Source organism: Exiguobacterium sp. BG5(2022), assembly GCF_031844365.1.
Lineage (GTDB): Bacteria > Bacillota > Bacilli > Exiguobacteriales > Exiguobacteriaceae > Exiguobacterium > Exiguobacterium profundum.
The window spans coordinates 104,299-126,426 of record NZ_JAUZVB010000001.1 but is presented as its reverse complement, the minus strand read 5'-3'; the positions used below and the strand labels follow the sequence as shown (position 1 = coordinate 126,426).

The following is a 22,128-nucleotide window of genomic DNA, read 5'->3' as shown; positions in this document are numbered from 1 at the left end:
AGTGTTTTACATGAATTCGATTTTCCGAGAACCGATTAACGCGTTGACGCATCTCGCCGGCGCGGTACTCGCTTTCATCGCGCTGATTGCCATGGTCGTCAAAGCCTCACTACTTGGCTCGCCACTCGCGATTATGGCAGCGATTCTATTCGGGATCAGCCTCGTCTTTCTCTATTTATCGTCCGGTCTCTACCATAGCATCATCGCCTCACCGAACGTCATCGCCTTCTTCCGGAGAATCGATCATGCGATGATTTACGCATTGATTGCGGGTACATATGCCCCGCTCACGCTACTCGCGCTCGAAGGACCGACGCGATGGGTCCTCTTCGGTACCGTACACGCACTCGCCTTGTTCGGCATTGTCTTCAAACTCGTTTGGTTCCATGCCCCGCGTTTCTTGTCGACCGCGCTCTATATCGGAATGGGCTGGCTATCCGTCTTCTTTATCGGACCGCTCCATGACGTGATCGGCAACGCCGGCATCTTCTGGCTCGTCCTCGGGGGCGTCATGTATACGATTGGCGGACTCATCTACGGGTTCAAGCCAAAATTCGTCAATTGGCGGGGGTGGGGATTCCATGAAGTGTTCCATCTGTTCATCTTGTTCGGAAGCTTCGCCCACTTCGTCTGTGTGTTCTGGTACGTCTTTTAAGTCCTCCTCGTGGAGGGCTTTTTTTCATGAGCCGTTTCCTGTACTTTGAATTCAAGATTTCCTACACTAAGGACAGGAGGGATTCATCATGAAAATTGAAGTATGGTCAGATTATGTCTGCCCGTTTTGTTATATCGGTAAGCGTCGTCTAGAAGAGGCGCTCGAACAGTTCCCACAGGCAGACCAAGTGGAAGTCGAATTCAAGAGTTTCGAACTCGACCCGAACGCCCCGACGAATGATTCACGTACCATCTATGAGGCACTCGCAACGAAATATCGGATGCCGATTGAACAAGCGAAAGGCACAACGGCACAAGTTGCTGCTCAAGCTCGCGAAGTCGGTCTCGACTATGATTTCGAGAACATGGTCGTGACGGGGACGCTCGACTCGCATCGCTTGACGCATTACGCGAAGACGGTCGGGAAAGAGAAAGAATTGTCGGAAGCGTTGCTTCAGGCGTACTTCGTCGATGCGAAACACATCGGGAATCACGATGTGCTGCTTGAAATCGCGACAAGCGTCGGACTCGATTCTGACGCGGTTCGTGACGTCTTGACGACTGACGTGTATACGGAAGAGGTACGTGCAGAAGAGAAGCGCGCGAGCGACCTCGGCATCACGGGTGTGCCGTTCTTCGTATTCGACAACAAGTACGGGGTGTCCGGTGCTCAGCCGACAGAAGCGTTCACGCAAGTGCTCGAAAAAGTCTGGTCTGAGAACAATCCGACGATTCAAGTCCTTTCGAACGGCGCGACGTGCACCGACGACAACTGTGATATTTGATTTTTGATTGATGAAGAAGCCGACGTTCGGCTTCTTTTTTGTGGCTAAATGAATCATTCTCAAGCATAATTATTATCAACAGATAAGAATCGAGGAATACATTTATGTGGAAAAATCGGAACGTCTGGATCATCTTGACGGGCGAATTCGTCGCCGGTCTTGGTCTATGGCTCGGCATCATCGGGAACTTGGAATTTATGCAAGACCGTGTCCCCTCTGACTTTGTGAAGGCGGTCATTCTCGCCATCGGCTTACTTGCCGGGGTCGCCATCGGTCCGCTCGCGGGTCGCTTGACCGACCAAGGTTCTAAGAAAAAAATCATGCTCATCTCGAGCATCGTCCGGGCGCTCAGCGTAATCTTCATGTTCGTCGCCATCGAGACGAATTCGGTCGTGTGGATGGTCATCTTCTTGATTATCTTACAGGGATCGGCCGCTTTTTATTTCCCTGCCCTCCAGGCAGCGATTCCGCTCATCGTGAAGGAACGGGAGCTTCTTGCCTTGAACGGCGTTCATATGAATGTGTCTACCTTGTCGCGTGTCATCGGGACGGCGATTGCAGGTGTCCTTTTGACACTGATCTCGCTCCGTAACGTCTACGCGCTCTCGCTCGTCGCCTACCTGTTGCTAGCGGTCGCGACGCTCTTCTTGAAACTCGATGAGACGAAAACGCCCTCGGCGAAAAAGGTCGATGCGAAAGCGTCGAGCGGTTTCAAAGACGTCTTCCCAATCATCAAATCGATTCCCGTCATCTTCATGACACTCGTCATGACGCTCATCCCGCTCCTCTTCATCGGAGGATTCAACTTGCTCGTCATCAATATCAGTGAGTTGCAAGATTCGACGGCGATTAAAGGATGGATTTATACGGCAGAGGGACTCGCCTTCATGACAGGTGCCTTTATGATTAAACGGATCGGAGAAAAATTCTCGGCGTTCTCGATTTTATTCTCGTTCTCGTTTTTAATCGGTGTCGCCCAACTGATGCTCTATTTTGCGGACATCCCGTTCATGTCCATTGCTGCGTTCGTTCTCTTCGGCTTCTCGGTCGGATGTTTCTTCCCGACGGCGGTCACGATTTTCCAAACACGGATGCCAAAAGAATATCACGGTCGTTTCTTCTCGTTCCGAAACATGCTCGACCGGATCATCTTCCAAGTCGTCCTTCTCGTGACAGGATTCTTCCTCGATTTGATTGGACTTCAGCTCATGGTCGTCTTGTTTGGAATTAGTTCGATTGCGATGACCGGCGCATTTCTTGTATACACGAGAAAGCATCAATTGCATATCGAGGAAGATTCCACAGAGAAGATGTCTTCCTAACAAAAAAACAAGCGGTGACCGAGGTCATCGCTTGTTTGCGTCTTCGAGCTCTCGCCACCACGTCGTCGTATCATTCCGACCGTCGAGCGTGATCCGCTCCCCAATCTTCGGAGTGAGGACGACTTCTTTCGGTAAAAGAGACGCCATCTGTTCCGCTGGGTCGAACCAATCGTGGAACGACAGCGTGAACGCCCCCCAATGGATCGGCATCATTTGGTCGGCCCGTAAATCGTGAAACGCTTGCGCGGTCTCTTCCGGTTGCATATGGACGTCTGGCCAGCGCACGTCATATTGCCCGCATTCAAGTGCGGCAAAATCAAACGGCCCGTACTGTTCGCCAATCATCTTGAAATGCGGAGCGTAGCCACTATCCCCACTGAAGAAGAGTCGGTCCGTCTCACCGAGGACGACCCATGATGCCCAGAGTGTGCTGTTGCGGTCCGTCAACGAGCGACCGGAGAAGTGACGCGCCGGCGTACAGACGAATGTCCACGACCCGAACGCATACGACTCGCCCCAATCCCGTTCTACGATTCGTTCTGCCCCGACACCCCATCGTTTCAAATGACTCCCTACCCCGAGCGGTACGATGAACATGGCGACCTTGTCTTTGATGGCAAGAATCGTTCCATAATCGAGATGGTCGTAATGGTCATGCGTCAATAAGACGACATCGATTTCGGGCAAGTCCTCGAGTTCGAACGGCAAGTCTTCACTGAAGCGCTCATTTTTGGCGAACGGGAGTGGGGATGGGCTACGTCCAAACATCGGATCGACGAGCATCGTCTTCCCGTCCATTTGTACCATGAGCGCCGAATGACCGAGCCAATAGACTCTCGTGAAGCTCGACCCCGTCTTCTCCTCGAAATCGATCGGCACGATCGGAAGACGTTCGGTAGGCTTACGCAGTGACGTCACATCACGATAGTCACGCGCCATCGACACCATGTCCTGCGCAGAAAAGTTCATCGGCGTCTCATATTGATTACGGAACTTTCCGTTGATCAGGTTCGGAGATTGAAGCGATTTTGGCTTTCGTCCAAGTGGTTTGTACTGTGTCAGAATCGTTCCGGTGACAGCCGCCATTCCAACCAATGAGAGCAACATCGTCTTTTTCATGTAGATCCTCTTTTCTAATAGTTCGTTGAATTGATTATAGCGTGCCTTCGCCGTTTCAATACGAGAAAGTATATTGATTCGCCTATCTTTCAAAAAATGGCATGCTCTTCATTGAGCATTCTGCTTATTCCATTATAGCAGTTCTCTTAAACCAAAAAGACCTGCCCACCCGTGTTTGGTGGAGCAGGTCTTCGGTTAAGATTTTTGCAAGATTTTAATGTCGTTGATGATGTCTTCGGTCGGAACGTTTTGGAAACCAGGATACGCCTTGATGATTTTTCCTTCCTGGTCGACCAAATAGAAATACGTGCCGTGGTCGACTTGTGTACCTTCGTCAGGCTTCCGGACGAGCGCCTTGAAGTTCTGTTGGGCAAACGTTTCAATCTCGTCTTGCGAGTAGCCTGAGAGGAACTGCCAATCTGCTTTCGCAAGGTCATAGCCACTCATAAACTCTTTCATCTTCTCCGGAGTGTCCACCGTCGGGTCGACGCTGAAGGAAACGAATTGCACGTCTTCGACGCCCTCTTCTTCAAGCGCTTCATTCAGCTTTGTCATATTGTATGTCATCGGTGGACAGACTGTCTCACAGCTTGTGAAAACGAAATCCGCCATCCACACTTTCCCTTTTAAATCGTCAAGACTGACCATTTCTTCATCTTGATTCGTATATTCGAACGATTCGACTTCCCAGTTGAGCGGATCCTCAATCTCTTGACCACATCCTGCTAGGACGATGAGCATCGTCGTCAAACCAATCATCCACCATTTCTTCACACGTGCCAACTCCTTATCGCTTTTTGACGTTCCACATGAGGATTGTGATGAGCGTGAAAGCCGTCAATGCGAGGAACGGGATCGTGATGAACCCGAGCCAGTTAATGTATTGACCGCTACACGGAACTCCTTGTGCACAAGGTTGAATTTCTGCAAAACCTGGCACTTTCTGTACCAAGTAATGGTAAAGTGATACGAAACCGCCTATGATAGTAAGCGGTAACACATATTTCCGAACCGCCAGATCGTCCGTGAAGACGGCAATTCCCAAGAGGATGGTCAGCGGATACATAAAGATACGTTGAATCCAACATAGCTCACATGGCACGAACTCCCGAATCTCACTGAAGTAGAGACTGCCGAGCGTCGCCGTCAACGAGACGAGCCAAGCGAGGTATAACCCATACTTTTCGAGAAATGATTTCATCTTACAAATCCTGCTCGATCAGCTCTTGGATTTTTTCGTAATCGAACGGGTCTTCGAGCATCACGCCGTTGATCATGATGGACGGGGTGAATTGAACACCGTTCTCTTTTACAAGACCGTCATCCGTACTGACTTTTTCAAGTACGGTCGATTCTTCCCCAAGGTCTTGCTCAAACTTCGCCAAGTCGACCGATGTCGTCTCGCCTGCGATTTCTTTCAGCTTCTCGACGGTCACCCACGCATTGTCATGTTGTTGTGATTCCGGTTGCGCATCGTAGAGCGCCTTATGGAACTTCCAGAACGACTCAGGGTCTTGCTCGTATACCGACTCGGAAGCGAGGGATGCCAAGATCGATTCTTGTCCGTGGAACAAGACGTTAATATAGCTGAAGCTGACGTCTTCCTTGTCGAGATAATCCGCTTTCAGTTGCGGGTAAATCGTTTCACCCCACTGTTTACACGAAGGACACTTGTAATCTCCGAACTCGACGACCGATACTTTTGCGTCCGGGTTTCCGAGTGTCGGTTGTCCTTCAATCGAGACGTGATCGCCACGCTCAGCTGTCGTCGACTCATCTTGGTTGAGTAAGACGAACACCAATGCGATTAATGCGACCGCGACGATGGTCAAGATGACCAACAATTGATTCTTTTTCATTCTCTTCACCTCTATCTATTTTCGACTCGTCTTTCATTATAGCGGAAGCTCTTCTTCCTATCATGATATCGACTCGTTTTTCATAATTCTCTTTAATTCAAGCTTTAGGAGGTTTATTTACGCATGATCAAGTCTTTTACGATGCGCCTCGGACTCATTTTGGCGCTCAGCATTGCCACGCTCGTCTTTTTACTGACGATCGCACTCACTTCCCTCATCAGTCACCGGGCATCTGACGCGCTCGAGAAAGAAATCGGGGAACGCCTCTCGACGACATCACATCAATTGGCGGACAAACTCGATTTTTATATGTGGTCACGCTATCAAGAAGTCCAACTCTTACAAGGCCTCGATTTAGAAGACCGAGACGAGACACGTCGACTCCTCGACCAAGTCCAATCAAACATCCCCGCCTTCTCTTGGATGGGCATCACGGATGCGGACGGGACCGTCGTCGCTTCGACGAACGGGATTCTCGAAGGGGCATCGATTGCGGAACGACCGGTTTATCTTGAAGCGCAAGATTCCCCATTTATCGGAGATGTCCACGAGGCAGTTCTCTTAGCTGAATTATTGCCGAATCCGACGGGAGAACCGCTCCAATTCGTCGATATCAGTGTCCCGCTTTTCCAGGACGGCTCGTTTCAAGGGGTACTTGCCACTCATTTAAGCTGGGCCTGGGGGAAAGAAGTACTCGAACATTTCAATCGAACGCTTCATGAACAAGTCGATGATACGGATTTATTCGTCATCAGTGAACGAGACAGTGTCGTGCTCCTCGGTCCAGACGACATGGTCGGAAAACCACTCCCTGTATCCTTTACAGAAGACGCCTCCGTGAAAGAGTGGGATGACGGTCAAGACTATCTGACAGGCATGTCAATCGGAGAAGGATATGATGAATATCCTGGACTTGGTTGGCAGGTCGTCGTCCGTCAGCCGACGGCAGTCGCGTTTGCACCAGTCGAGACACTTGAAACGAGAATTCTATGGATTGGTTTATTGGCCTCACTTGTGACGGCTGTACTCGGTTGGCTACTCGCTTCGATCGTGACGAAACCGTTGAAGCGAATCACCGAAACGGCTTCGCTCATGGAACAAGGGAAAGCGAACACATTCCCCCATCAATCAGGCATCGAAGAGATTGAGTCGCTCGCTTTCGCGCTCGAATCGCTCGTCACCTCCCTTACGGAGTCAGAGTCGGAACGGGTACACTTTGAAAAACTAGCAAACCGTGACGCACTGACCGGTCTTTCAAACCGGGTCGCCCTACGTGAACAGCTGAATCAACTACACACCTCGCAAGAACCGTACGTCTTCTTTTATCTCGATCTCGACGGCTTCAAGGCGGTGAATGATACATATGGTCATGCGGTCGGGGACGAGGTATTGGTCGAGGTCGCACACCGGTTACGGGCGCTCCCCATCGAGGAGGTTTACCCCGTCCGATTGAGCGGAGATGAGTTCTTCCTCATGTTCCCAAGGACTGAGCGCTCGACCCAACAGGTTCGGGAGGTCGGAAGCACACTCATCGAGATGATTTCTGAGCCGATTACGCTAGACATCGTATCGGTAAAAGTCGGGGCTAGTATCGGGGCGTCCATTTGGAGTCCACCGGAACCACCGCACATCGCTATCGAACAAGCGGACGAAGCGTTATATCGGTCAAAAGCGAACGGGAAACACCAACTTTCCTTCCATGAGTCGCTCTCATGACATCGTCTCCCCATGCAAAAAGGAGTTCATCATGAACTCCTTTTGCTTATTCTTCCGTTTCCGTATCCACGTCTTTCTTCTGCACGTGTCGCCAGTCCGTTCAAGAATCCAATGACAGCATACATTTCCTCTAACAATACGTCCTGTTCTTTATCGATTTCATCGAAGATGGCTTGTCCCCATCGTTCAATGATTCCGCCGAGTTGAAGATAGTCATCGTTTTTGATTTTATTCTTGTCGCGCAACAACTCCAAATAGTCACGAACCTCTTTCAGATTTTCATGTGTCATCGAGATGGCACCCGCTTTTTCTGTCGCCAAGACTTTTTGATGGGTGATCAGATGCATTGCATCGACGCGATTGTCTTTTCTCGTTGATTTTCATCATAAATATTTACTCAACAAAAAAACCTGACATAAAAAAGCACTCGCCCCTAAATAGGAGCGAGTACTTCCTGTTCTTACGCTTCGAACAACAATTGTTCTGGATCTTCAATCATGTCTTTGATGTGCTTGAGGAATGTCACAGCCTCACGACCATCTACGATTCGGTGATCATACGAGAGTGCCACGTACATCATCGGACGGTTCTCCATTGTATCCGCATCGATGGCGACTGGACGGAGTTGAATCGAGTGCATCCCAAGGATAGCGACTTGCGGTCCGTTCAAGATTGGTGTTGAGAGGAGTGAACCGAACACGCCACCGTTTGTGATCGTGAACGTACCACCTGTCAAATCACTCAACCCGAGCTTGTTGTTACGCGCTTTGTCTGCGAGGTGAAGGATATCTTTCTCGATTTCCCCGAAGTTTTTGCGGTCCGCTTCACGGACGACCGGAACGACGAGACCATCTGGAGCCGATACGGCAATCCCGATATCATAATATTTCTTCAAGACGATTTCGTTGCCTTGGATTTCAGCGTTCAAGTAAGGCATCCGTTTGAGAGCCGCCACTGCTGCTTTCGTGAAGAACGACATGAAGCCGAGTTTGACATCGTTGTCTTTCACGAACTTCTCTTGGCGACGTTTACGAAGTGCCATGACCGCAGACATGTCGATTTCATTGAACGTCGTGAGCATCGCTGCTGTCTGTTGCACTTCGACGAGACGGTTCGCGATTGTCTGACGACGACGTGTCATTTTGATGCGCTCTTCTTCTTTTCCACTTGCAGCTGGTTGTGGTGCCGGAGCTGCCGCCGCTGGTTTCTGCTCTTTCACAGCCGGTTTCTCTTCATGTCTCGATACATCATGGACGTTGATGCGCCCGATTGGATCATTCGTTTGAACGGCTGAGAGATCGATGCCTTTCTCACGAGCGAGTTTACGTGCAGCCGGTGTCGCAATTGGTCCTTTACCAGGGCTCGCAACGTGTTCTTCACGTTTCTCAACTTTCTTGCCTTCCTCGACAGACTCCGTCTTTTTCTCAGTCGGTGCTTCCGTCTTCGTTTCAGTCGCGTTTTCCGTCTTCGTCTTCGTCGCGACAGCCGTACCACCACCTGAACCTGAACCGAGACGTGCGATGACTTCACCGACTTGAACCGTGTCCCCTTCTCCGGCAAGTTGCTCTTCTAACACACCCGCTTCGTCAGCCGGGACTTCGATATTGACTTTATCTGTCTCGAGCTCGACGATGGCTTCCCCTTTTTCGACTTGATCGCCTGGCTGTTTGAGCCACGTCGCGACCGTTCCTTCCGTAATGGACTCTGCTAACTCCGGTACTTTGATTTCGATCACAATGAGTTCCCCCTTAACTTATTTACGATCTTTTTGATATGTGCTCGTGCCTGCACCGCTCGAGACGACGTCACGAGAGAGTGCTTCACGGATGATGCGTGCTTGTTCTTGTTTATGAGCTGTCGGATTCCCTTCAGCTGGACTCGAACGACGGCGACGGCCGATATAACGGACATCGAGTCGGTTCGTTGTGACCGCTTCTAAACGAGGCTCGATATATGTCCAAGCCCCCATGTTTTTCGGTTCTTCTTGAACCCAGACGATTTCACGCGCGTTCGGATAACGGCTGATGACGTCACGAATCTCACGAACCGGGAACGGATAGATTTCTTCGACCCGGACGATATGCAAGAAGTCGAGTGACTCTTCTGACTTGCCGACCGCTTCCGCGAGGTCGATTCCCATTTTCCCTGTGCAGAAAACAAGACGTTCGACTTTCTCTGTGTTTTCCCCGAGACCTGGCTGTTCGACGATTGGTTTAAAGCTCTCTTCCGTAAACGCCTCGACTGGTGACGTGGCGAGCGGATGACGAAGCAGACTCTTCGGTGTCATGATGATCATCGGACGAATCTCTTCTTTCCCGAGCATCTCTGCTTGACGACGAAGAATATGGAAGTACTGTGCCGCAGACGAAAGGTTTGCGACTGTCCAGTTTTTCTCCCCGGCAAGTGTCAAGTAACGTTCCATACGTGCACTTGAGTGCTCCGGCCCTTGTCCTTCGTAACCGTGCGGCAAGAGCATGACGAGGCCTGATTTTTGACCCCATTTCGCGCGTCCTGCCGAGATGAACTGGTCGAACATGACTTGCGCCGAGTTCGCGAAGTCACCGTATTGTGCTTCCCACAGGACGAGTGTATCTTGTGCGAATACGTTGTAGCCATATTCAAATCCTAGCACCGAACCTTCTGAGAGCGGGCTGTTATAGACCGAGAATGATGCTTTCGCCGTCGACAACTCATGGAGTGGCGAGAATTTTTTACCTGACTCGACATCGTTCAACATGATGTTCCGTTGGGCGAACGTTCCACGCTCTGAATCTTGACCGCTCAAGCGGACCGGCGTACCATCTGAAAGAATCGACGCGAAGGCGAGCGTTTCCGCATGACCCCAGTCAATTTTCCCACCTTCGCTGAACGCGTCACGGCGACGGTCGAGCACTTTTTGAAGCTTATGGAAGACACCAAAGCCTTCCGGCCAGTTCAGTAACTCTTCGTTCAATTGCGTGAGGAATTCCCGTTCGACGCTCGTGTCGACTTTCGGGAATCCTTTATGGACCGCATCCGGTAATACGATATCTGCATCTTCTTCTTCAGAAGGAACGAGATCACGTGCTGCCTTCAAGGCCTGTTCGATTTTTTGTTCGATTTGCGCTTTCTCATCTTTCGTCATGATGCCTTCTTCCTCAAGTCGTGCAGCATAGACGTGACGGACAGACTGGTGTCCTTTGATGGCTTTGTAAAGGACCGGGTTCGTGTTCATCGGTTCGTCCATTTCATTGTGACCGTAACGACGGTACCCGATCAAGTCGACCAAGATATCTTTATGGAACTTGGCACGATACTCACTAATCAACTTCGCGACGGCAACACATGCCTCCGGATCATCCGCATTGACATGGAAGACTGGGATCTCGTAGCCTTTGGCGATATCACTTGCATAACGCGTCGACCGCGAATCGTTCGGGTCCGTTGTGAAACCGATTGTGTTGTTGGCGATGACGTGAACCGTCCCACCTGTACGGTAACCCGTCAAGTTCGTCATGTTGAGTGTCTCCGCGACGATACCTTGTCCTGGGAAGGCCGCGTCTCCGTGGATCAAGATTGAGGCTGCCAAATCGTCGTGCTGTACAGCCGATCCTTTTTCAGAACGGTCATCTTGTGCGGCACGTGTATATCCTTCGACGACCGACCCGACGAACTCGAGGTGACTCGGGTTGTTCGCCAAGTTGAGACGGACTTCTTTTTGCTGTTCGACCACTTTCCGGTCAAGACCGAGGTGATATTTCACATCGCCTGACCAACCGAAGTTGATGCCGATTGACCCTTCAGATGGAATCAATTCTTTGTTCGGCGCGTGTTGGAACTCCGCAAAAATCATCTCGTACGGTTTGCCGAGAACATGGGCAAGTACGTTCAAACGTCCACGGTGGGCCATTCCGATATTGATATGTTCCGAACCGCTCGAAATGAGGCCTCCGACCATCGCATCGAGAAGTGGCACCATCGCATCCAATCCTTCGATTGAGAAGCGTTTTTGTCCGACGTATGTTTTATGAAGGAATGATTCAAACAGTTCGGTTTCAGCCAAACGTTTGAACAACTCAACTTTTTCTTCTTTCGATAAGGTTTGCTGTAACGCCCCTTGTTCGACTTGACGACGGATCCACTTCTTCTCTTCCATGTCATCTAAATGACGAAGTTCGATGGCGACCGTTCCTGTATACACGTCAAGCAAGTGACGGAATAGTTCTAAGGCGCTCGCGTTTGGTTTTGGTGCATCGTCTGATAAAAGGCGGGCCGGAATTTGTTTTAAGTCTTCTTCTGTCAAATCATAGCGTGACAGTTCGAATAGTTCCTGCTCGCGCGGGTGATCTTTTAGTGGATAAATATCAGCTGCTTTATGACCAAAAGCACGGATGTCGTTGATGAGCCGTGTCGCCGAGACGACCTTCTCTAAATCAAACGATGGACCCGAGACCGGCACTTCTGTCGGTGACGACGTTTCCGGTGCCCCAAATTCGTCAAAATATCGACGTGTTTCTTCATCGACCGATGATGGGTCTTCCAAATATTGTTCGTACAGTTCAATGATGTAGCCTAAGTTAGGACCATAAAATGCTTGCGATTTCTCGTGAACATTCGACGACTCTCCCATTGAATAAATCCCCCTTATCCATTCCTAAACGTTCAATCTGTGAACGCTTTCATTTTAACATGTAGCCCGAAGCAGTTCACCTTTCTCCTACCCTGGTGAACAAAACCAAATCTTGCCTCTTACGCTCAACTTCATACTACACCTTTCGTCGCAGAAAGACCCTTACAAATTCACAATTCGTCCATACTATTTCAATAAGTTTTGCTTATCGATAAATTGTGTCTTGATGTATTTGTTTCAACAATTTCAAAAAAAGATGAAACCTTATTTCAAACAGCCCCGTAATAGGGAGTGTAGGCATTACACTATTACTCTTAACAGAAAGCTAGGTGACCACATGTTATCCGTACAAAATGTCCATAAAAAGATGGGAAAAGCAACGGTATTGACAAATGTCAGCTTTGACGTCGTTCCAGGAGAAATTTTCGGATTCCTCGGACCGAACGGCGCCGGGAAGACGACAACTATTCGAATCATCACAGGCCTCATGCCTGCGACGCACGGGACCGTGACAGTCGATGGGTATGACGTGGCGAACAACCGCCAAGAAGCGCTCAGCCGAATCGGGGCCATCGTCGAGAATCCTGCATTCTATCCGTACATGACGGGCCGGGAAAACTTGATTCATGCGATGAACTTGATTCCGAACTTGAAAAAAGTCGACTTGAATGCACTCGGTGCCCTCGTCGGACTCGACGGAAAGCTCGATATGAAAGTCAAACAGTACTCACTCGGGATGAAACAGCGCCTCGGGATTGCCCGTGCCTTGTTGCATAACCCAAAAGTGCTCATCTTAGATGAGCCGACGAACGGTCTTGACCCAGCCGGTATCGCCGACCTTCGGAATTACTTACGCCATCTTGCGGACCACCGCGGAATCGCCATCCTTATCTCGAGCCATTTATTGAGCGAGATGGAATTGATCACCGACCGTTTCGCAATCATTGACCAAGGACAAATCAAGTCAGTGGAAGACGGACAGACGAAGGCTGACAGCGTCATCCTCTGTAAAGTTGCCAAGGAGCAGATGAACGAGGCACTTGACGTCGCAGCACTCGCCTTCGATGATGTGAAAATCGTCCAGCAGTCTGCCGAGTCGTTTATCGTACCGCGTCAAGAGACAGACATTCCGGTCTTACTGAAACAATTAATCGAGCGCGATATCGCCGTCTATCAGATTGGCATGAAACACGAGTCACTCGAAGAACAATTCTTGAAATTGACGAAAAAAGAAGGAGGTACGAACAATGCGTTCATTACTCAGCAATGAATGGATGAAATGGCGTCGTACGATTAAACCATACGTCGCCCTAGGCGTGTATACGGCAATCATCCTCATCGTATACGCTGTATTGGCCAGTGGTGAAGGGACACCAGAAGCGGCATCGTTCTTTGAATTTTCAACGATGGGTGCCATCGCTTTCTTGAGTATCTTTACGATTGTCTTTACGGCAGAGATGGTCGGGAACGAATTGAAATTTGATACGTTGAAACACCTGTTGATGAGCCCGTACTCTCGCGACCGCATCTTATTGTCGAAGCTCGTCATGGCCGTCCTCGTCATGTTGCTTCAATTCATTTTCATCTTAGTCGTCGCGTTCGGGTTCTCACTCACGTTAGATGGCTCTGTCACATGGGATGTCGTCCGTCCGATCCTCATCAGTGTGAGCGGACCGATCTTCATCATCTTCTTGACGCTCATGTTCTCGGTCGTCTTCAAGTCGGTCGGCGTCGTCATCGGTTTCACGGTACTCGCAAACTTCGCCTCAAGTATCATCGGCGGTCTTCTCGTCGCTTGGAAACCTGAGCTTGCGAAATGGATTGTCTTCTTGCATACAGACCTTTCAATCTATGACGTCAACCCAGAGTTTATGAAAGCGATGGACGCTACGATGGGCTTCTCGATTTTCTATGTCGCCCTTCATATCATCGCCTTCTATCTCATCACGGCATTTATGTTCCGCAGTAAAACGTTTGCAGAATAAACAATCAAACCCTTTTGATTCCGTAAAATCAAAAGGGTTTTTTCTTACGCATTTCGATTTGTGTGACGCTTCTCCCTCACCTTTGTCACACAACCTCAACATTCTGTCAAAAGTCTCCCAACTGTATGCGATATGATGAAGGTGACAGCATTTAAGAAGGATGTGATATTATGGCTCTCACAATCGGATTAGCATTGCTCGTTTGTTTGATTGCACTCATATTCACCATCATGGTCGGGCTCGGGAAAGACCGCTCCTCGTACAGTCAAAAGAAGAGTTGGTCGATGGTTTCTTGGCTCTACATCATCTTGCTCCCTGTCTCGTTTATCGGGCTAGGACTTCTCTACTATTTCATTACGAAATAACGCAAAAATCACGACGCCAGAAAATAGGCGTCGTGATTTTTTCATGCGATTAAGTCGCTCCAAATTTTGATGGTACTCGCTAAGATGAGTAGCGCTAAAATCCATTGGAGTGCTTTCGTATTCATATTCTTCCCGACATTCGCCCCGATTGGAGCGGCAATCAGGCTCGCGATAATCATAATGATGGCCGGACCCCAGACAATTTGATCGGTGATGATTTTACCGAACGTCGAGCCAATCGACGAGATGAAGGTGATGGCGAGGGAACTCGCAATCGCCATCTTCGTCGGGATGCGTAAGACGACAAGCATGATCGGCATGAGAATGAAGGCTCCCGCTGCCCCGACGATTCCTGCCGCAATTCCCACGACGAATGCTGAACTTGCTGCAATCACTTTGTTGAACTGTACTTGATCAAGCGGCATGTCGTCCACTTTCGGCTTCGGCAAGAACATCATGATGGTGGCAATCGTTGCGAGTACGGCATAGACGACATTGATCATCGTTTCCGAAAGAATCGTCGATCCGTATCCACCGATGAAGCTACCAATTAATACCGACACCCCCATGTAAAGAATCAACTGCTTGTTTAAGTATCCACCTTTACGATAGGCATAAATCCCACCGATTGTCGCAAAGAAGACTTGAATGGCACTAATTCCGGATACTTCGTGCGCGCTAAAAGCGGCAAACCCTAGAATCGGTGGAATGTATAACAACATCGGATACTTGATGATCGATCCACCAATCCCGACCATCCCTGAAATAAACGACCCGATAAATCCAATTAGAAAAATTGTAATGATAAACCCGAACTCCATATAAACTCCTCCATTTGCTCTCGTATTCTCTACTTATTCAATCGATTCCCAAGCCATCATTCCGCCTGATATGTCATAGATTTCCGTATAGCCAGCAGCCTGTAATTGACTAGCCGCCTGGGCACTTCGGTTACCGCTTCGACAAATGACGTAGATTGGTTCGTCTTTCGGATACGACAGTTGGTTTGCATCTAATGAAGAAAGTGGTGCGTTCACTGCCCCTTCGATATGCCCCCCCTCGTATTCAGACGCTTCTCTTACGTCAAGAAGCGTTATTTCCTCGTTTTCCAATTTGTTTTGTAGAGTTTTAACGTCAATTTTCGTAATTTCATCCTTTCCTGATGTGATTACAAAGATAAAAATCGCCATTAAAACCAAAATCCCAACAAATAAGGAAATCCTCTTCATATTTTCCCCTCCAATTCTTTTCACTTGCGCTCATTATACCTTAGGGGGTATATTAAAGCCAACGAAACATTCTCGTTGCCAAAAACCTTAACCATGAAAAGGAGATCAAAGACTCATGAAGACGATTACGACTACTGAATTAGAAGCGTTACTTCAAGCTGACGACTCACTCAACCTCATCGATGTACGAGAGGTGGATGAATATGCTGGAGGTCACATCAAACAAGCGAAAAACGTACCACTTTCTGAATTCGGAGCAAAAGTCGATGAGCTCGATCGCTCTAAACCGATTCACGTCATTTGCGCAGCCGGTGGACGCAGCATGAACGCATCTGCTTATCTTGACTCACTCGGATTCGACGTCACGAACGTCGACGGTGGGATGATGAGCTGGCAAGGCGAAGTCGAATAAACGATTACTTTACTCATAGGGGGAAATTTATATGCTATTACGTTATTTTTATGATGAGAAACTAGCACAAGCTTCATATATGGTCGGTTGCCAAATGACGGGAGAAGCGATCGTCATCGATCCGGCCCGTAACATCGAGCCTTATCTTCAAGAAGCGACAAAAGAAGGCATGAACATCGTCGCAACGGCAGAGACGCATATCCATGCGGACTTTGTGTCCGGTTCACTCGAACTCGCGAAGCGCACAGGTTCGAAAGCCTATCTATCAGACGAAGGTGATGCTTCTTGGAAGTATGCATTCGCGAAAGAAATCGACGCACAACTCGTCAAAGAAGGCGACACGTTCAAGATCGGAAACGTGACACTCGAAGTCATGCACACACCTGGTCACACACCGGAACATATTTCGTTCCTTCTTTATGACCGCAACCAGACACAACCGATGGGGATCTTCACAGGAGACTTCGTCTTCGTCGGAGATATCGGTCGCCCTGACCTTCTCGAAGAAGCAGCCGGTGTGAAAGGAACGACGGCAATCGGTGCGGAACAAATGTTTGATTCACTCAAAAAATTCATGGCACTTCCTGACTTCGTTCAAGTCTGGCCAGGACACGGCGCAGGTAGTGCTTGCGGGAAAGCACTCGGTGCGATCCCAACATCGACGGTCGGTTACGAGAAAGCGACGAACTGGGCGCTTCAAATGACGGACAAAGATGCCTTCATCAAAGAATTGACGACGGATCAACCAGAACCGCCGAACTACTTCGCCATGATGAAGAAAGTAAACAAAGAAGGCATTCAAGTGACGACGGATATCGCTCGTCCTGAAGTCGTCGGGTCGGACCGGCTCGATACACTCGTCGAAGAGACACAGGTCTTCGATACACGTAAAGGTGAAGATTTCGCAAATGGTCACGTACCAGGGACAATCAACATCCCTTACAACAACAAGTTCGTCTCTTGGGCAGGCTGGCTCGTCAACTTCGACAAAGACATCACGGTTATCGCAAGTGCAGAAAACGTCGATCAAGTACAAACGGACCTCCAATCAATCGGTCTCGACCGTCTTCGCTTCATCGTCCCAGTCGAAGAACTCGATGCATCACTTTTGACGGAAACGTATACGGACGTGACGGCAGAAGAAGCGATTGAAGCTGCTGAAAAAGGTGACGTGTTCGTCCTCGACGTTCGAAACGCGACAGAATGGAACGCGAGCCATTACGAAAAGGCAGAACGTATCTTGCTCGGTAAGCTCGCACGTGACCACGAAGGTCTTCCGACAGACCAAACGATTGCGGTGCATTGTGCGTCAGGCGTCCGCTCACGCATGGCGGCAAGTGTCCTTCAATCGCTCGGCTACAAAGATATCCACAATATCCTCGGTGGCTACGGCGCGATGAAGACTGTCTTGAACGCTCAACAAATCAAGTAATGCTATACTGACTATGAATATGGCGCCCGCTTCGAGAGGGGCGCCTTTTGTTTAGGAGGGAAAGACGTGGTCGCCATCGGTCCACTCAACATTCGTTTCGATTTACTCATCTTTTTACTAAGCCTTGCCGTCCTTTACGGCATCTTCCGCTTTCTCGGATTGTCGAGTAAACAGCGTGAAGCGGTCATCGGGACATGGTTCTATGGTTTTCTTGCCTGGAAAGGAAGCGCCATCGTCATCGGTCTGTTGACGACACGTGACCTATCGCTCGCTCTTTACGCCACAGGAGGCGTATGGTCTCAATGGATTGCGGCTGCTGTCGTCCTTTGGTTCGTCTATCGACTCGATCGGAATCTTTTAGGGTATTGGGTGCTGAGCGGACTCCTCATTTGGCTCGGGATGACACTCGCGGTTCCAGTATACGGGACGATTTTGAACCTTTCCGACCAGCCGATTCATCTATGGAGCGCCATTCTCATTCTTCTGCTACTCGGAACGACGTGGCGCTGGATGCATGAACCGACTCGTGGAAAAATTCTTTGGACAGTATGCGGTGCATCCGGCATCTGGCTATTTAAGTCATATGCGGTCGGACAGATTCAATGGTGGATGATTGTCATCGCCCTCGTCCTCTTCGGATTGACGGTCTATCTCGCCCGCCCTTCAAAGAAAGTGATTCAAATTAGTGTCGGAGTCCTGGTCGTTCTCGCGGTCGTGAATGCTGTCCTGCCAGAGAAAGCGACACAATCTGTAACGACAGAGACGGCGTCGACCGGTTTGAACATCGGGCAAATTCCCCCTTCGTTCGAATTACAGCGAACCGATGGGAGTACATTCGACTTAACTTCACTACGTGGTCAGCGCGTCGTCGTCAACTTTTGGGCGTCCTGGTGCCCGCCTTGTCGGGCGGAGATGCCGGATATGGCGGCGTTCGCGAAAGAGCGAGATGACGTGACCATCGTCGCCGTCAACACGACGACGAGTGAACGCGACCCCGCCGATGCCGTCTCGTTCGTCGAACCGTATGAAGACGCATTTACCGTCGTCTATGACCGTGACGGCCAAGTCGGAGATGCGTATCGGATTCAAGCGATGCCGACGACGTATGTGCTCGATGAATCGGGTGTGATCATCGCGAAGCAATTTGGTGCCATCGACAAGAATTGGCTCGACGCCCAATTGAATTGAACATGACAAAACCGCCGACAAAGAGTTGTCGGCGGTTTATCTTATTGCTTCAAATAGCCTTGTGCTTTCAAAAAGTCTTTGACGTCAAGACGTGTCGATTTCGACAACATGCGTCCCATTTGGCCAGTCCACGTGTCTTTACGCGGATTCGATCCCCGGACCATGTAGTAATCATGGATCAACGCGTCGTAATCCGAAAGTGACTGTTTGATTCGTTCTGGATTCGCCTCGTATGCGTTCTCATGGTAGATATGATGGAACGGTAGACGGGGCTTTTGATCTTCGACTGAAGCCGGTACACCGACGGCCATGCCAAAGAGCGGAATGACCCGTTCCGGCAATGCGAGCACTTCTTTCACCGCAAAGAGGTCGTTCCGAATGCCACCGATATAGCAGACTCCGAGCCCCATCGACTCTGCCGCCACTGCCGCATTTTGTGAGGCAAGTGCAGCGTCGATCACAGCGACAAGCAGTTTCTCATCGGTCTCAAGTGTTGCGGACACTTCTGTTTCTTGCAGTTCACCAATCACCTCATGGCGATGCAAATCCGCACAAAAGACGAAGAAGTGACCGTTCTCGACCACGTAATTCTGGTTGCCCGCAATCTCAGCGAGTCGTTTCTTTTTCGCTTCATCGGTCACCCCGATGATGGAGTAGGCCTGGATAAAGCTAGACGTCGATGCCCGTTGTGCGCTCTCGACGATGGTCTGGATTTGTTTGTCTGTCAATTTCTCGTCCGTAAAATCGCGGACGGAACGGTGGTTCAATAAGGTCTCAATCACTTCGTTCATACGTTCTTCCCCCTTTTTTTCAATCTTGGCATAAGCTATCTGAATCCACAAATGAGAGGAATCCATCGGGCACATTTTGAAGGGAGGACGCTCACATCTCGTTTTCTTATGCTATCATTATAAGCTACATAGTAAATACGATAGCGTAACTTCGAATAAGGAGCGATATAGATGAAAAGAATACCATTTTACATCCCATTCCTACTTGGGGTGCTATTCCTCACAGGCTGCACGGATGCCGACGTGAGTGTCTCGACGTCGACGTCAACCGAAGAAACAGTTGAAAAGGAACCTGTACAAGAGGAACAAACCACCGAGACCCCTAAATCTGAAGGCGATGTATTTGAAGGCTATACAACGATCGAGGTCAATGGCGGCGATCAGTCCGGCACACGGGAGGCGAATGTCGTCGTCGATATCGGCTTTGGCGACCGAGAGTACTGGGCGTTCACGAACGAACACGGTCAACTGGTTCGCGTGATTGCTGATGAGATCATTCTTCAAAACGACGAGACCGAAGACGTCAATTCTTCAGGACGCTATTATGCAGACGAGGCGAAAGTTCCGGGTGTCGAAGACCCTAACCTCGACGAAGGCCATATCATCGCCGATTCACTTGGCGGTGTCTCGAACGCCTATAACATCACGCCACAAAACAGCGCACTCAACCGTTACGGCGACCAGGCATTCATGGAAGATGTCATCCGGAAGGCTGGCGGGGCGAAAGACTTCGAAGCCATCATCACCTATCCGAACACGACGACTCAGATTCCTTCCCGCTACCAATACACGTATACCGTACGGGGCAATACGGTCACCGATACGTATGATAACGTGGATCCGGAGGAAGTGAACGAATCGCTCGGATTGACGGATGATTCCCCTCCTGCAGTGACGACGGAACCAGTCGAGGAACGGGAATTATCCGATATCGACCTTGACGGAAACGGACAAGTGACAATCAAAGAAGCAAAGAACGCCGGATTCGAGATGCCGATCACGCGTGACCATTGGCTGTATCAATACATGGACGACCGAGACGGTGACGGGATGGTCGGGGAATAACTATGACGAACGAGACGTTTCTCCACGAGAGAGGCGTCTTTTCGCATACAAAAAACCGCGGTACAAGACCGCGATTACATGTTTAGTTCGACATTTGATTCAAGAATGGTGCGAGATCGACGTTCAACTCATTCGAGAGACGCTCCCCGAGTTCACGGTCTGCACGATAGAAGTTGCAAATTAAGAGGAGAACGGTCTTCTCATGACGAACTTCTTTGATGTGAGCGACGAGGTTACGGATGAGCGCATCCTTCTCTTCTTGAGAATAGCGACGATACACCTCTCCTGCTTGTCCGAAGTCATTCGTCTTCTCAATCTTCTGACGACCCGTCACGCCTGTGATCGGTTGCGGCGTCTCGATATAGTCCGCATTCGGCTTCGGCGCGTCTTCGTAACGGTTCGGCTCGTAGTTGACCGGGCTCGTCTGTTGCTTGAACGGCATCGCCCCGTCACGCTGGTTGTTCGCGACTTGAGCGAACGGGCAGTTGATCGGGAGTTGGAGATAGTTCGGTCCGATGCGGTAACGTTGCGTATCCGAATACGAGAAGAGTCGTCCTTGGAGCATCTTGTCTTCTGACGGCTGGATCCCTGGTACGAGGACGCCTGGGTTGAAACCGACAGACTCAGTCTCGGCGAAGAAGTTATCGACATTTTTGTTGAGGGTCATCGTTCCAACCAATTGATACGGGATGACATCTTCGAACCAATCTTTCGTCGCATCGAGCGGGTCGAAGTCAAAGTTGTCCATGTCCGCTGGGTCGAGAATCTGTACATATAGATCCCATTCCGGATAGTCTCCATTTTCAATGGCGTTGAACAGATCACGTGTCGCATGGTTGAAGTCTTCTGCTTGGATTTTCGCCGCTTCTTCCATCGACAAGTTTTGAATCCCTTGCTTCGGTACCCAGCGCATCTTTATGTACACCGTGTTGCCGAATTCATTCACCCACTTGAAGGAATGGACGGATGACCCTCGCATGTGGCGATACGATGCTGGGATTCCCTCGTCACTGAAGAGATGCACGAGCATGTTCGTTGATTCCGGTGTGAGCGACATGAAGTCGAAGAAGCGGTCCGGGTCTTGAAGATTCGTTTGTGGGTCCGGCTTGAGCGAGTGAATCACGTCCGGGAATTTAATCGCGTCACGGATGAAGAAGACCGGTAAGTTGTTTCCGACGAAATCATAGTTCCCTTCTTCCGTGTAAAACTTGACGGCGAAACCGCGTGGGTCACGAAGCGTCTCCGGTGAACCTAATCCGTGGATGACGGTCGAGAAGCGCGCAAACACAGGCGTCTCTTGCCCTTCTTCTTGCAAGAATGCGGCTTTCGTATAGCGTTTCATACTATTTTTTACAGTGAAGACACCATGCGCCCCTGCGCCTCTCGCGTGAACGACACGTTCTGGTACTCGTTCACGATCGAAATGCGCTAATTTCTCAATTAGTTGATAGTCTTCGAGAAGCGTCGGGCCCCGACGACCCGCAGTGATGGAGTTGGCGTTATCCCCGATTGGTACGCCTTGGTTAGTAGTTAGTTGACGGTGTTGATCCATATGATTGCCTCCCATTATTTATAATCATTACAATCTTGATATTAA

The 22,128-nt window shown here is 49.7% G+C and carries 22 protein-coding genes; 11 read left to right on the top strand and 11 right to left on the bottom strand.

Annotated features, from left to right (window positions below; all coding sequences use genetic code 11):
- The first annotated feature begins 10 nt into the window (after window positions 1-10).
- The 3 genes from trhA to Q9R25_RS00650 all read left to right on the top strand — a co-directional run bounded on the left by trhA (window position 11) and on the right by Q9R25_RS00650 (window position 2,761).
- Entirely contained in the window at window positions 11-655 is a 645-nt protein-coding gene (gene trhA, locus Q9R25_RS00660; RefSeq protein WP_074032708.1) for a PAQR family membrane homeostasis protein TrhA, read from the top strand.
- A gap of 88 nt (window positions 656-743) precedes the next feature.
- Window positions 744-1,439, top strand: coding sequence for a DsbA family oxidoreductase (locus Q9R25_RS00655; protein WP_159561924.1), 696 nt, complete (start codon window positions 744-746; stop codon window positions 1,437-1,439).
- A gap of 104 nt (window positions 1,440-1,543) precedes the next feature.
- Window positions 1,544-2,761 (top strand): MFS transporter, encoded by a 1,218-nt coding sequence (locus Q9R25_RS00650; protein ID WP_159561923.1) that lies wholly within the window; start codon window positions 1,544-1,546, stop codon window positions 2,759-2,761.
- A 24-nt stretch (window positions 2,762-2,785) separates the two neighbouring features.
- Here Q9R25_RS00650 and Q9R25_RS00645 read toward each other — a convergent pair whose 3' ends face one another.
- From Q9R25_RS00645 to Q9R25_RS00630, 4 genes are all read right to left on the bottom strand, one after another.
- A complete protein-coding gene (locus tag Q9R25_RS00645) occupies window positions 2,786-3,880 on the bottom strand; it encodes an MBL fold metallo-hydrolase (protein ID WP_311282685.1) in 1,095 nt (364 codons plus the stop codon).
- Between the two features lie 195 nt (window positions 3,881-4,075).
- Window positions 4,076-4,654, bottom strand: coding sequence for an SCO family protein (locus Q9R25_RS00640; RefSeq protein ID WP_031421282.1), 579 nt, complete (start codon window positions 4,652-4,654; stop codon window positions 4,076-4,078).
- A 13-nt stretch (window positions 4,655-4,667) separates the two neighbouring features.
- Entirely contained in the window at window positions 4,668-5,081 is a 414-nt protein-coding gene (locus Q9R25_RS00635; protein ID WP_311282684.1) for a disulfide oxidoreductase, read from the bottom strand.
- Between the two features lies 1 nt (window position 5,082).
- The gene (locus Q9R25_RS00630; protein WP_074037614.1) at window positions 5,083-5,739 is read right to left on the bottom strand and encodes a DsbA family protein; all 657 of its coding nucleotides are present in this window, start codon (window positions 5,737-5,739) and stop codon (window positions 5,083-5,085) included.
- 123 nt (window positions 5,740-5,862) lie between these two features.
- Between Q9R25_RS00630 and Q9R25_RS00625 the strand changes: the two genes are divergently transcribed.
- The gene (locus Q9R25_RS00625; RefSeq protein ID WP_311282683.1) at window positions 5,863-7,455 is read left to right on the top strand and encodes a diguanylate cyclase domain-containing protein; all 1,593 of its coding nucleotides are present in this window, start codon (window positions 5,863-5,865) and stop codon (window positions 7,453-7,455) included.
- Window positions 7,456-7,484: 29 nt separating this feature from the next.
- Here Q9R25_RS00625 and Q9R25_RS00620 read toward each other — a convergent pair whose 3' ends face one another.
- From Q9R25_RS00620 to Q9R25_RS00610, 3 genes are all read right to left on the bottom strand, one after another.
- On the bottom strand, window positions 7,485-7,802 hold the full coding sequence (locus tag Q9R25_RS00620; protein WP_311282682.1) for a DUF6241 domain-containing protein: 318 nt from the start codon (window positions 7,800-7,802) through the stop codon (window positions 7,485-7,487).
- 113 nt (window positions 7,803-7,915) lie between these two features.
- Window positions 7,916-9,190 (bottom strand): 2-oxoglutarate dehydrogenase complex dihydrolipoyllysine-residue succinyltransferase, encoded by a 1,275-nt coding sequence (odhB, locus tag Q9R25_RS00615; RefSeq protein WP_015881017.1) that lies wholly within the window; start codon window positions 9,188-9,190, stop codon window positions 7,916-7,918.
- Between the two features lie 18 nt (window positions 9,191-9,208).
- Window positions 9,209-12,064, bottom strand: coding sequence for a 2-oxoglutarate dehydrogenase E1 component (locus Q9R25_RS00610; RefSeq protein ID WP_311282681.1), 2,856 nt, complete (start codon window positions 12,062-12,064; stop codon window positions 9,209-9,211).
- A 337-nt stretch (window positions 12,065-12,401) separates the two neighbouring features.
- Between Q9R25_RS00610 and Q9R25_RS00605 the strand changes: the two genes are divergently transcribed.
- The 3 genes from Q9R25_RS00605 (at window position 12,402) to Q9R25_RS00595 (ending at window position 14,414) form a co-directional block, all read left to right on the top strand.
- On the top strand, window positions 12,402-13,334 hold the full coding sequence (locus tag Q9R25_RS00605; RefSeq protein ID WP_074037619.1) for an ABC transporter ATP-binding protein: 933 nt from the start codon (window positions 12,402-12,404) through the stop codon (window positions 13,332-13,334).
- Window positions 13,312-14,049 carry an ABC transporter permease gene (locus Q9R25_RS00600; protein WP_031421269.1) on the top strand — a complete coding sequence of 246 codons (738 nt, stop codon included), beginning with the start codon at window positions 13,312-13,314 and terminating at the stop codon, window positions 14,047-14,049. The genes Q9R25_RS00605 and Q9R25_RS00600 overlap by 23 nt, the downstream gene beginning before the upstream one ends.
- 170 nt (window positions 14,050-14,219) lie before the next feature.
- On the top strand, window positions 14,220-14,414 hold the full coding sequence (locus Q9R25_RS00595; protein ID WP_214691205.1) for a hypothetical protein: 195 nt from the start codon (window positions 14,220-14,222) through the stop codon (window positions 14,412-14,414).
- A 41-nt stretch (window positions 14,415-14,455) separates the two neighbouring features.
- On the opposite strand, the gene Q9R25_RS00590 is transcribed toward Q9R25_RS00595, so the two are convergent.
- Together Q9R25_RS00590 and Q9R25_RS00585 are read right to left on the bottom strand one after the other, a co-directional pair.
- On the bottom strand, window positions 14,456-15,235 hold the full coding sequence (locus tag Q9R25_RS00590) for a sulfite exporter TauE/SafE family protein (protein WP_074032693.1): 780 nt from the start codon (window positions 15,233-15,235) through the stop codon (window positions 14,456-14,458).
- 33 nt (window positions 15,236-15,268) lie between these two features.
- Window positions 15,269-15,643 (bottom strand): rhodanese-like domain-containing protein, encoded by a 375-nt coding sequence (locus tag Q9R25_RS00585; protein ID WP_251125222.1) that lies wholly within the window; start codon window positions 15,641-15,643, stop codon window positions 15,269-15,271.
- Between the two features lie 115 nt (window positions 15,644-15,758).
- On the opposite strand from Q9R25_RS00585, the gene Q9R25_RS00580 reads away from it, so the two are divergent.
- The 3 genes from Q9R25_RS00580 (at window position 15,759) to Q9R25_RS00570 (ending at window position 18,675) form a co-directional block, all read left to right on the top strand.
- Window positions 15,759-16,055 carry a rhodanese-like domain-containing protein gene (locus tag Q9R25_RS00580; RefSeq protein WP_015881009.1) on the top strand — a complete coding sequence of 99 codons (297 nt, stop codon included), beginning with the start codon at window positions 15,759-15,761 and terminating at the stop codon, window positions 16,053-16,055.
- Window positions 16,056-16,086: 31 nt separating this feature from the next.
- Entirely contained in the window at window positions 16,087-17,487 is a 1,401-nt protein-coding gene (locus tag Q9R25_RS00575; RefSeq protein ID WP_311282680.1) for an MBL fold metallo-hydrolase, read from the top strand.
- Between the two features lie 66 nt (window positions 17,488-17,553).
- Entirely contained in the window at window positions 17,554-18,675 is a 1,122-nt protein-coding gene (locus tag Q9R25_RS00570) for a TlpA family protein disulfide reductase (RefSeq protein WP_311282679.1), read from the top strand.
- Between the two features lie 41 nt (window positions 18,676-18,716).
- Here Q9R25_RS00570 and nfsA read toward each other — a convergent pair whose 3' ends face one another.
- Window positions 18,717-19,466, bottom strand: a complete 750-nt coding sequence (nfsA, locus tag Q9R25_RS00565) for an oxygen-insensitive NADPH nitroreductase (protein ID WP_159561910.1) — start codon at window positions 19,464-19,466, stop codon at window positions 18,717-18,719.
- Between the two features lie 171 nt (window positions 19,467-19,637).
- Between nfsA and Q9R25_RS00560 the strand changes: the two genes are divergently transcribed.
- Complete coding sequence (locus tag Q9R25_RS00560; RefSeq protein ID WP_311282678.1) at window positions 19,638-20,531, top strand: DNA/RNA non-specific endonuclease; 894 nt, start codon at window positions 19,638-19,640, stop codon at window positions 20,529-20,531.
- Window positions 20,532-20,613: 82 nt separating this feature from the next.
- Here the strand turns inward: Q9R25_RS00560 and Q9R25_RS00555 are convergent, their stop codons facing one another.
- Window positions 20,614-22,083, bottom strand: a complete 1,470-nt coding sequence (locus tag Q9R25_RS00555; protein ID WP_311282677.1) for a catalase — start codon at window positions 22,081-22,083, stop codon at window positions 20,614-20,616.
- Window positions 22,084-22,128 lie beyond the last annotated feature (45 nt).

Bases quoted from the DNA above. Each gene is read 5' to 3' on its own strand.
- trhA (WP_074032708.1), top strand. From the start codon at position 11: ATGAATTCGATTTTCCGAGAACCGATTAACGCGTTGACGCATCTCGCC.
- Q9R25_RS00655 (WP_159561924.1), top strand. From the start codon at position 744: ATGAAAATTGAAGTATGGTCAGATTATGTCTGCCCGTTTTGTTATATC.
- Q9R25_RS00650 (WP_159561923.1), top strand. From the start codon at position 1,544: ATGTGGAAAAATCGGAACGTCTGGATCATCTTGACGGGCGAATTCGTC.
- Q9R25_RS00645 (WP_311282685.1), bottom strand. From the start codon at position 3,880: ATGAAAAAGACGATGTTGCTCTCATTGGTTGGAATGGCGGCTGTCACC.
- Q9R25_RS00635 (WP_311282684.1), bottom strand. From the start codon at position 5,081: ATGAAATCATTTCTCGAAAAGTATGGGTTATACCTCGCTTGGCTCGTC.
- Q9R25_RS00630 (WP_074037614.1), bottom strand. From the start codon at position 5,739: ATGAAAAAGAATCAATTGTTGGTCATCTTGACCATCGTCGCGGTCGCA.
- Q9R25_RS00625 (WP_311282683.1), top strand. From the start codon at position 5,863: ATGATCAAGTCTTTTACGATGCGCCTCGGACTCATTTTGGCGCTCAGC.
- Q9R25_RS00620 (WP_311282682.1), bottom strand. From the start codon at position 7,802: ATGCATCTGATCACCCATCAAAAAGTCTTGGCGACAGAAAAAGCGGGT.
- Q9R25_RS00610 (WP_311282681.1), bottom strand. From the start codon at position 12,064: ATGGGAGAGTCGTCGAATGTTCACGAGAAATCGCAAGCATTTTATGGT.
- Q9R25_RS00605 (WP_074037619.1), top strand. From the start codon at position 12,402: ATGTTATCCGTACAAAATGTCCATAAAAAGATGGGAAAAGCAACGGTA.
- Q9R25_RS00600 (WP_031421269.1), top strand. From the start codon at position 13,312: ATGCGTTCATTACTCAGCAATGAATGGATGAAATGGCGTCGTACGATT.
- Q9R25_RS00595 (WP_214691205.1), top strand. From the start codon at position 14,220: ATGGCTCTCACAATCGGATTAGCATTGCTCGTTTGTTTGATTGCACTC.
- Q9R25_RS00590 (WP_074032693.1), bottom strand. From the start codon at position 15,235: ATGGAGTTCGGGTTTATCATTACAATTTTTCTAATTGGATTTATCGGG.
- Q9R25_RS00585 (WP_251125222.1), bottom strand. From the start codon at position 15,643: ATGAAGAGGATTTCCTTATTTGTTGGGATTTTGGTTTTAATGGCGATT.
- Q9R25_RS00580 (WP_015881009.1), top strand. From the start codon at position 15,759: ATGAAGACGATTACGACTACTGAATTAGAAGCGTTACTTCAAGCTGAC.
- Q9R25_RS00575 (WP_311282680.1), top strand. From the start codon at position 16,087: ATGCTATTACGTTATTTTTATGATGAGAAACTAGCACAAGCTTCATAT.
- nfsA (WP_159561910.1), bottom strand. From the start codon at position 19,466: ATGAACGAAGTGATTGAGACCTTATTGAACCACCGTTCCGTCCGCGAT.
- Q9R25_RS00560 (WP_311282678.1), top strand. From the start codon at position 19,638: ATGAAAAGAATACCATTTTACATCCCATTCCTACTTGGGGTGCTATTC.
- Q9R25_RS00555 (WP_311282677.1), bottom strand. From the start codon at position 22,083: ATGGATCAACACCGTCAACTAACTACTAACCAAGGCGTACCAATCGGG.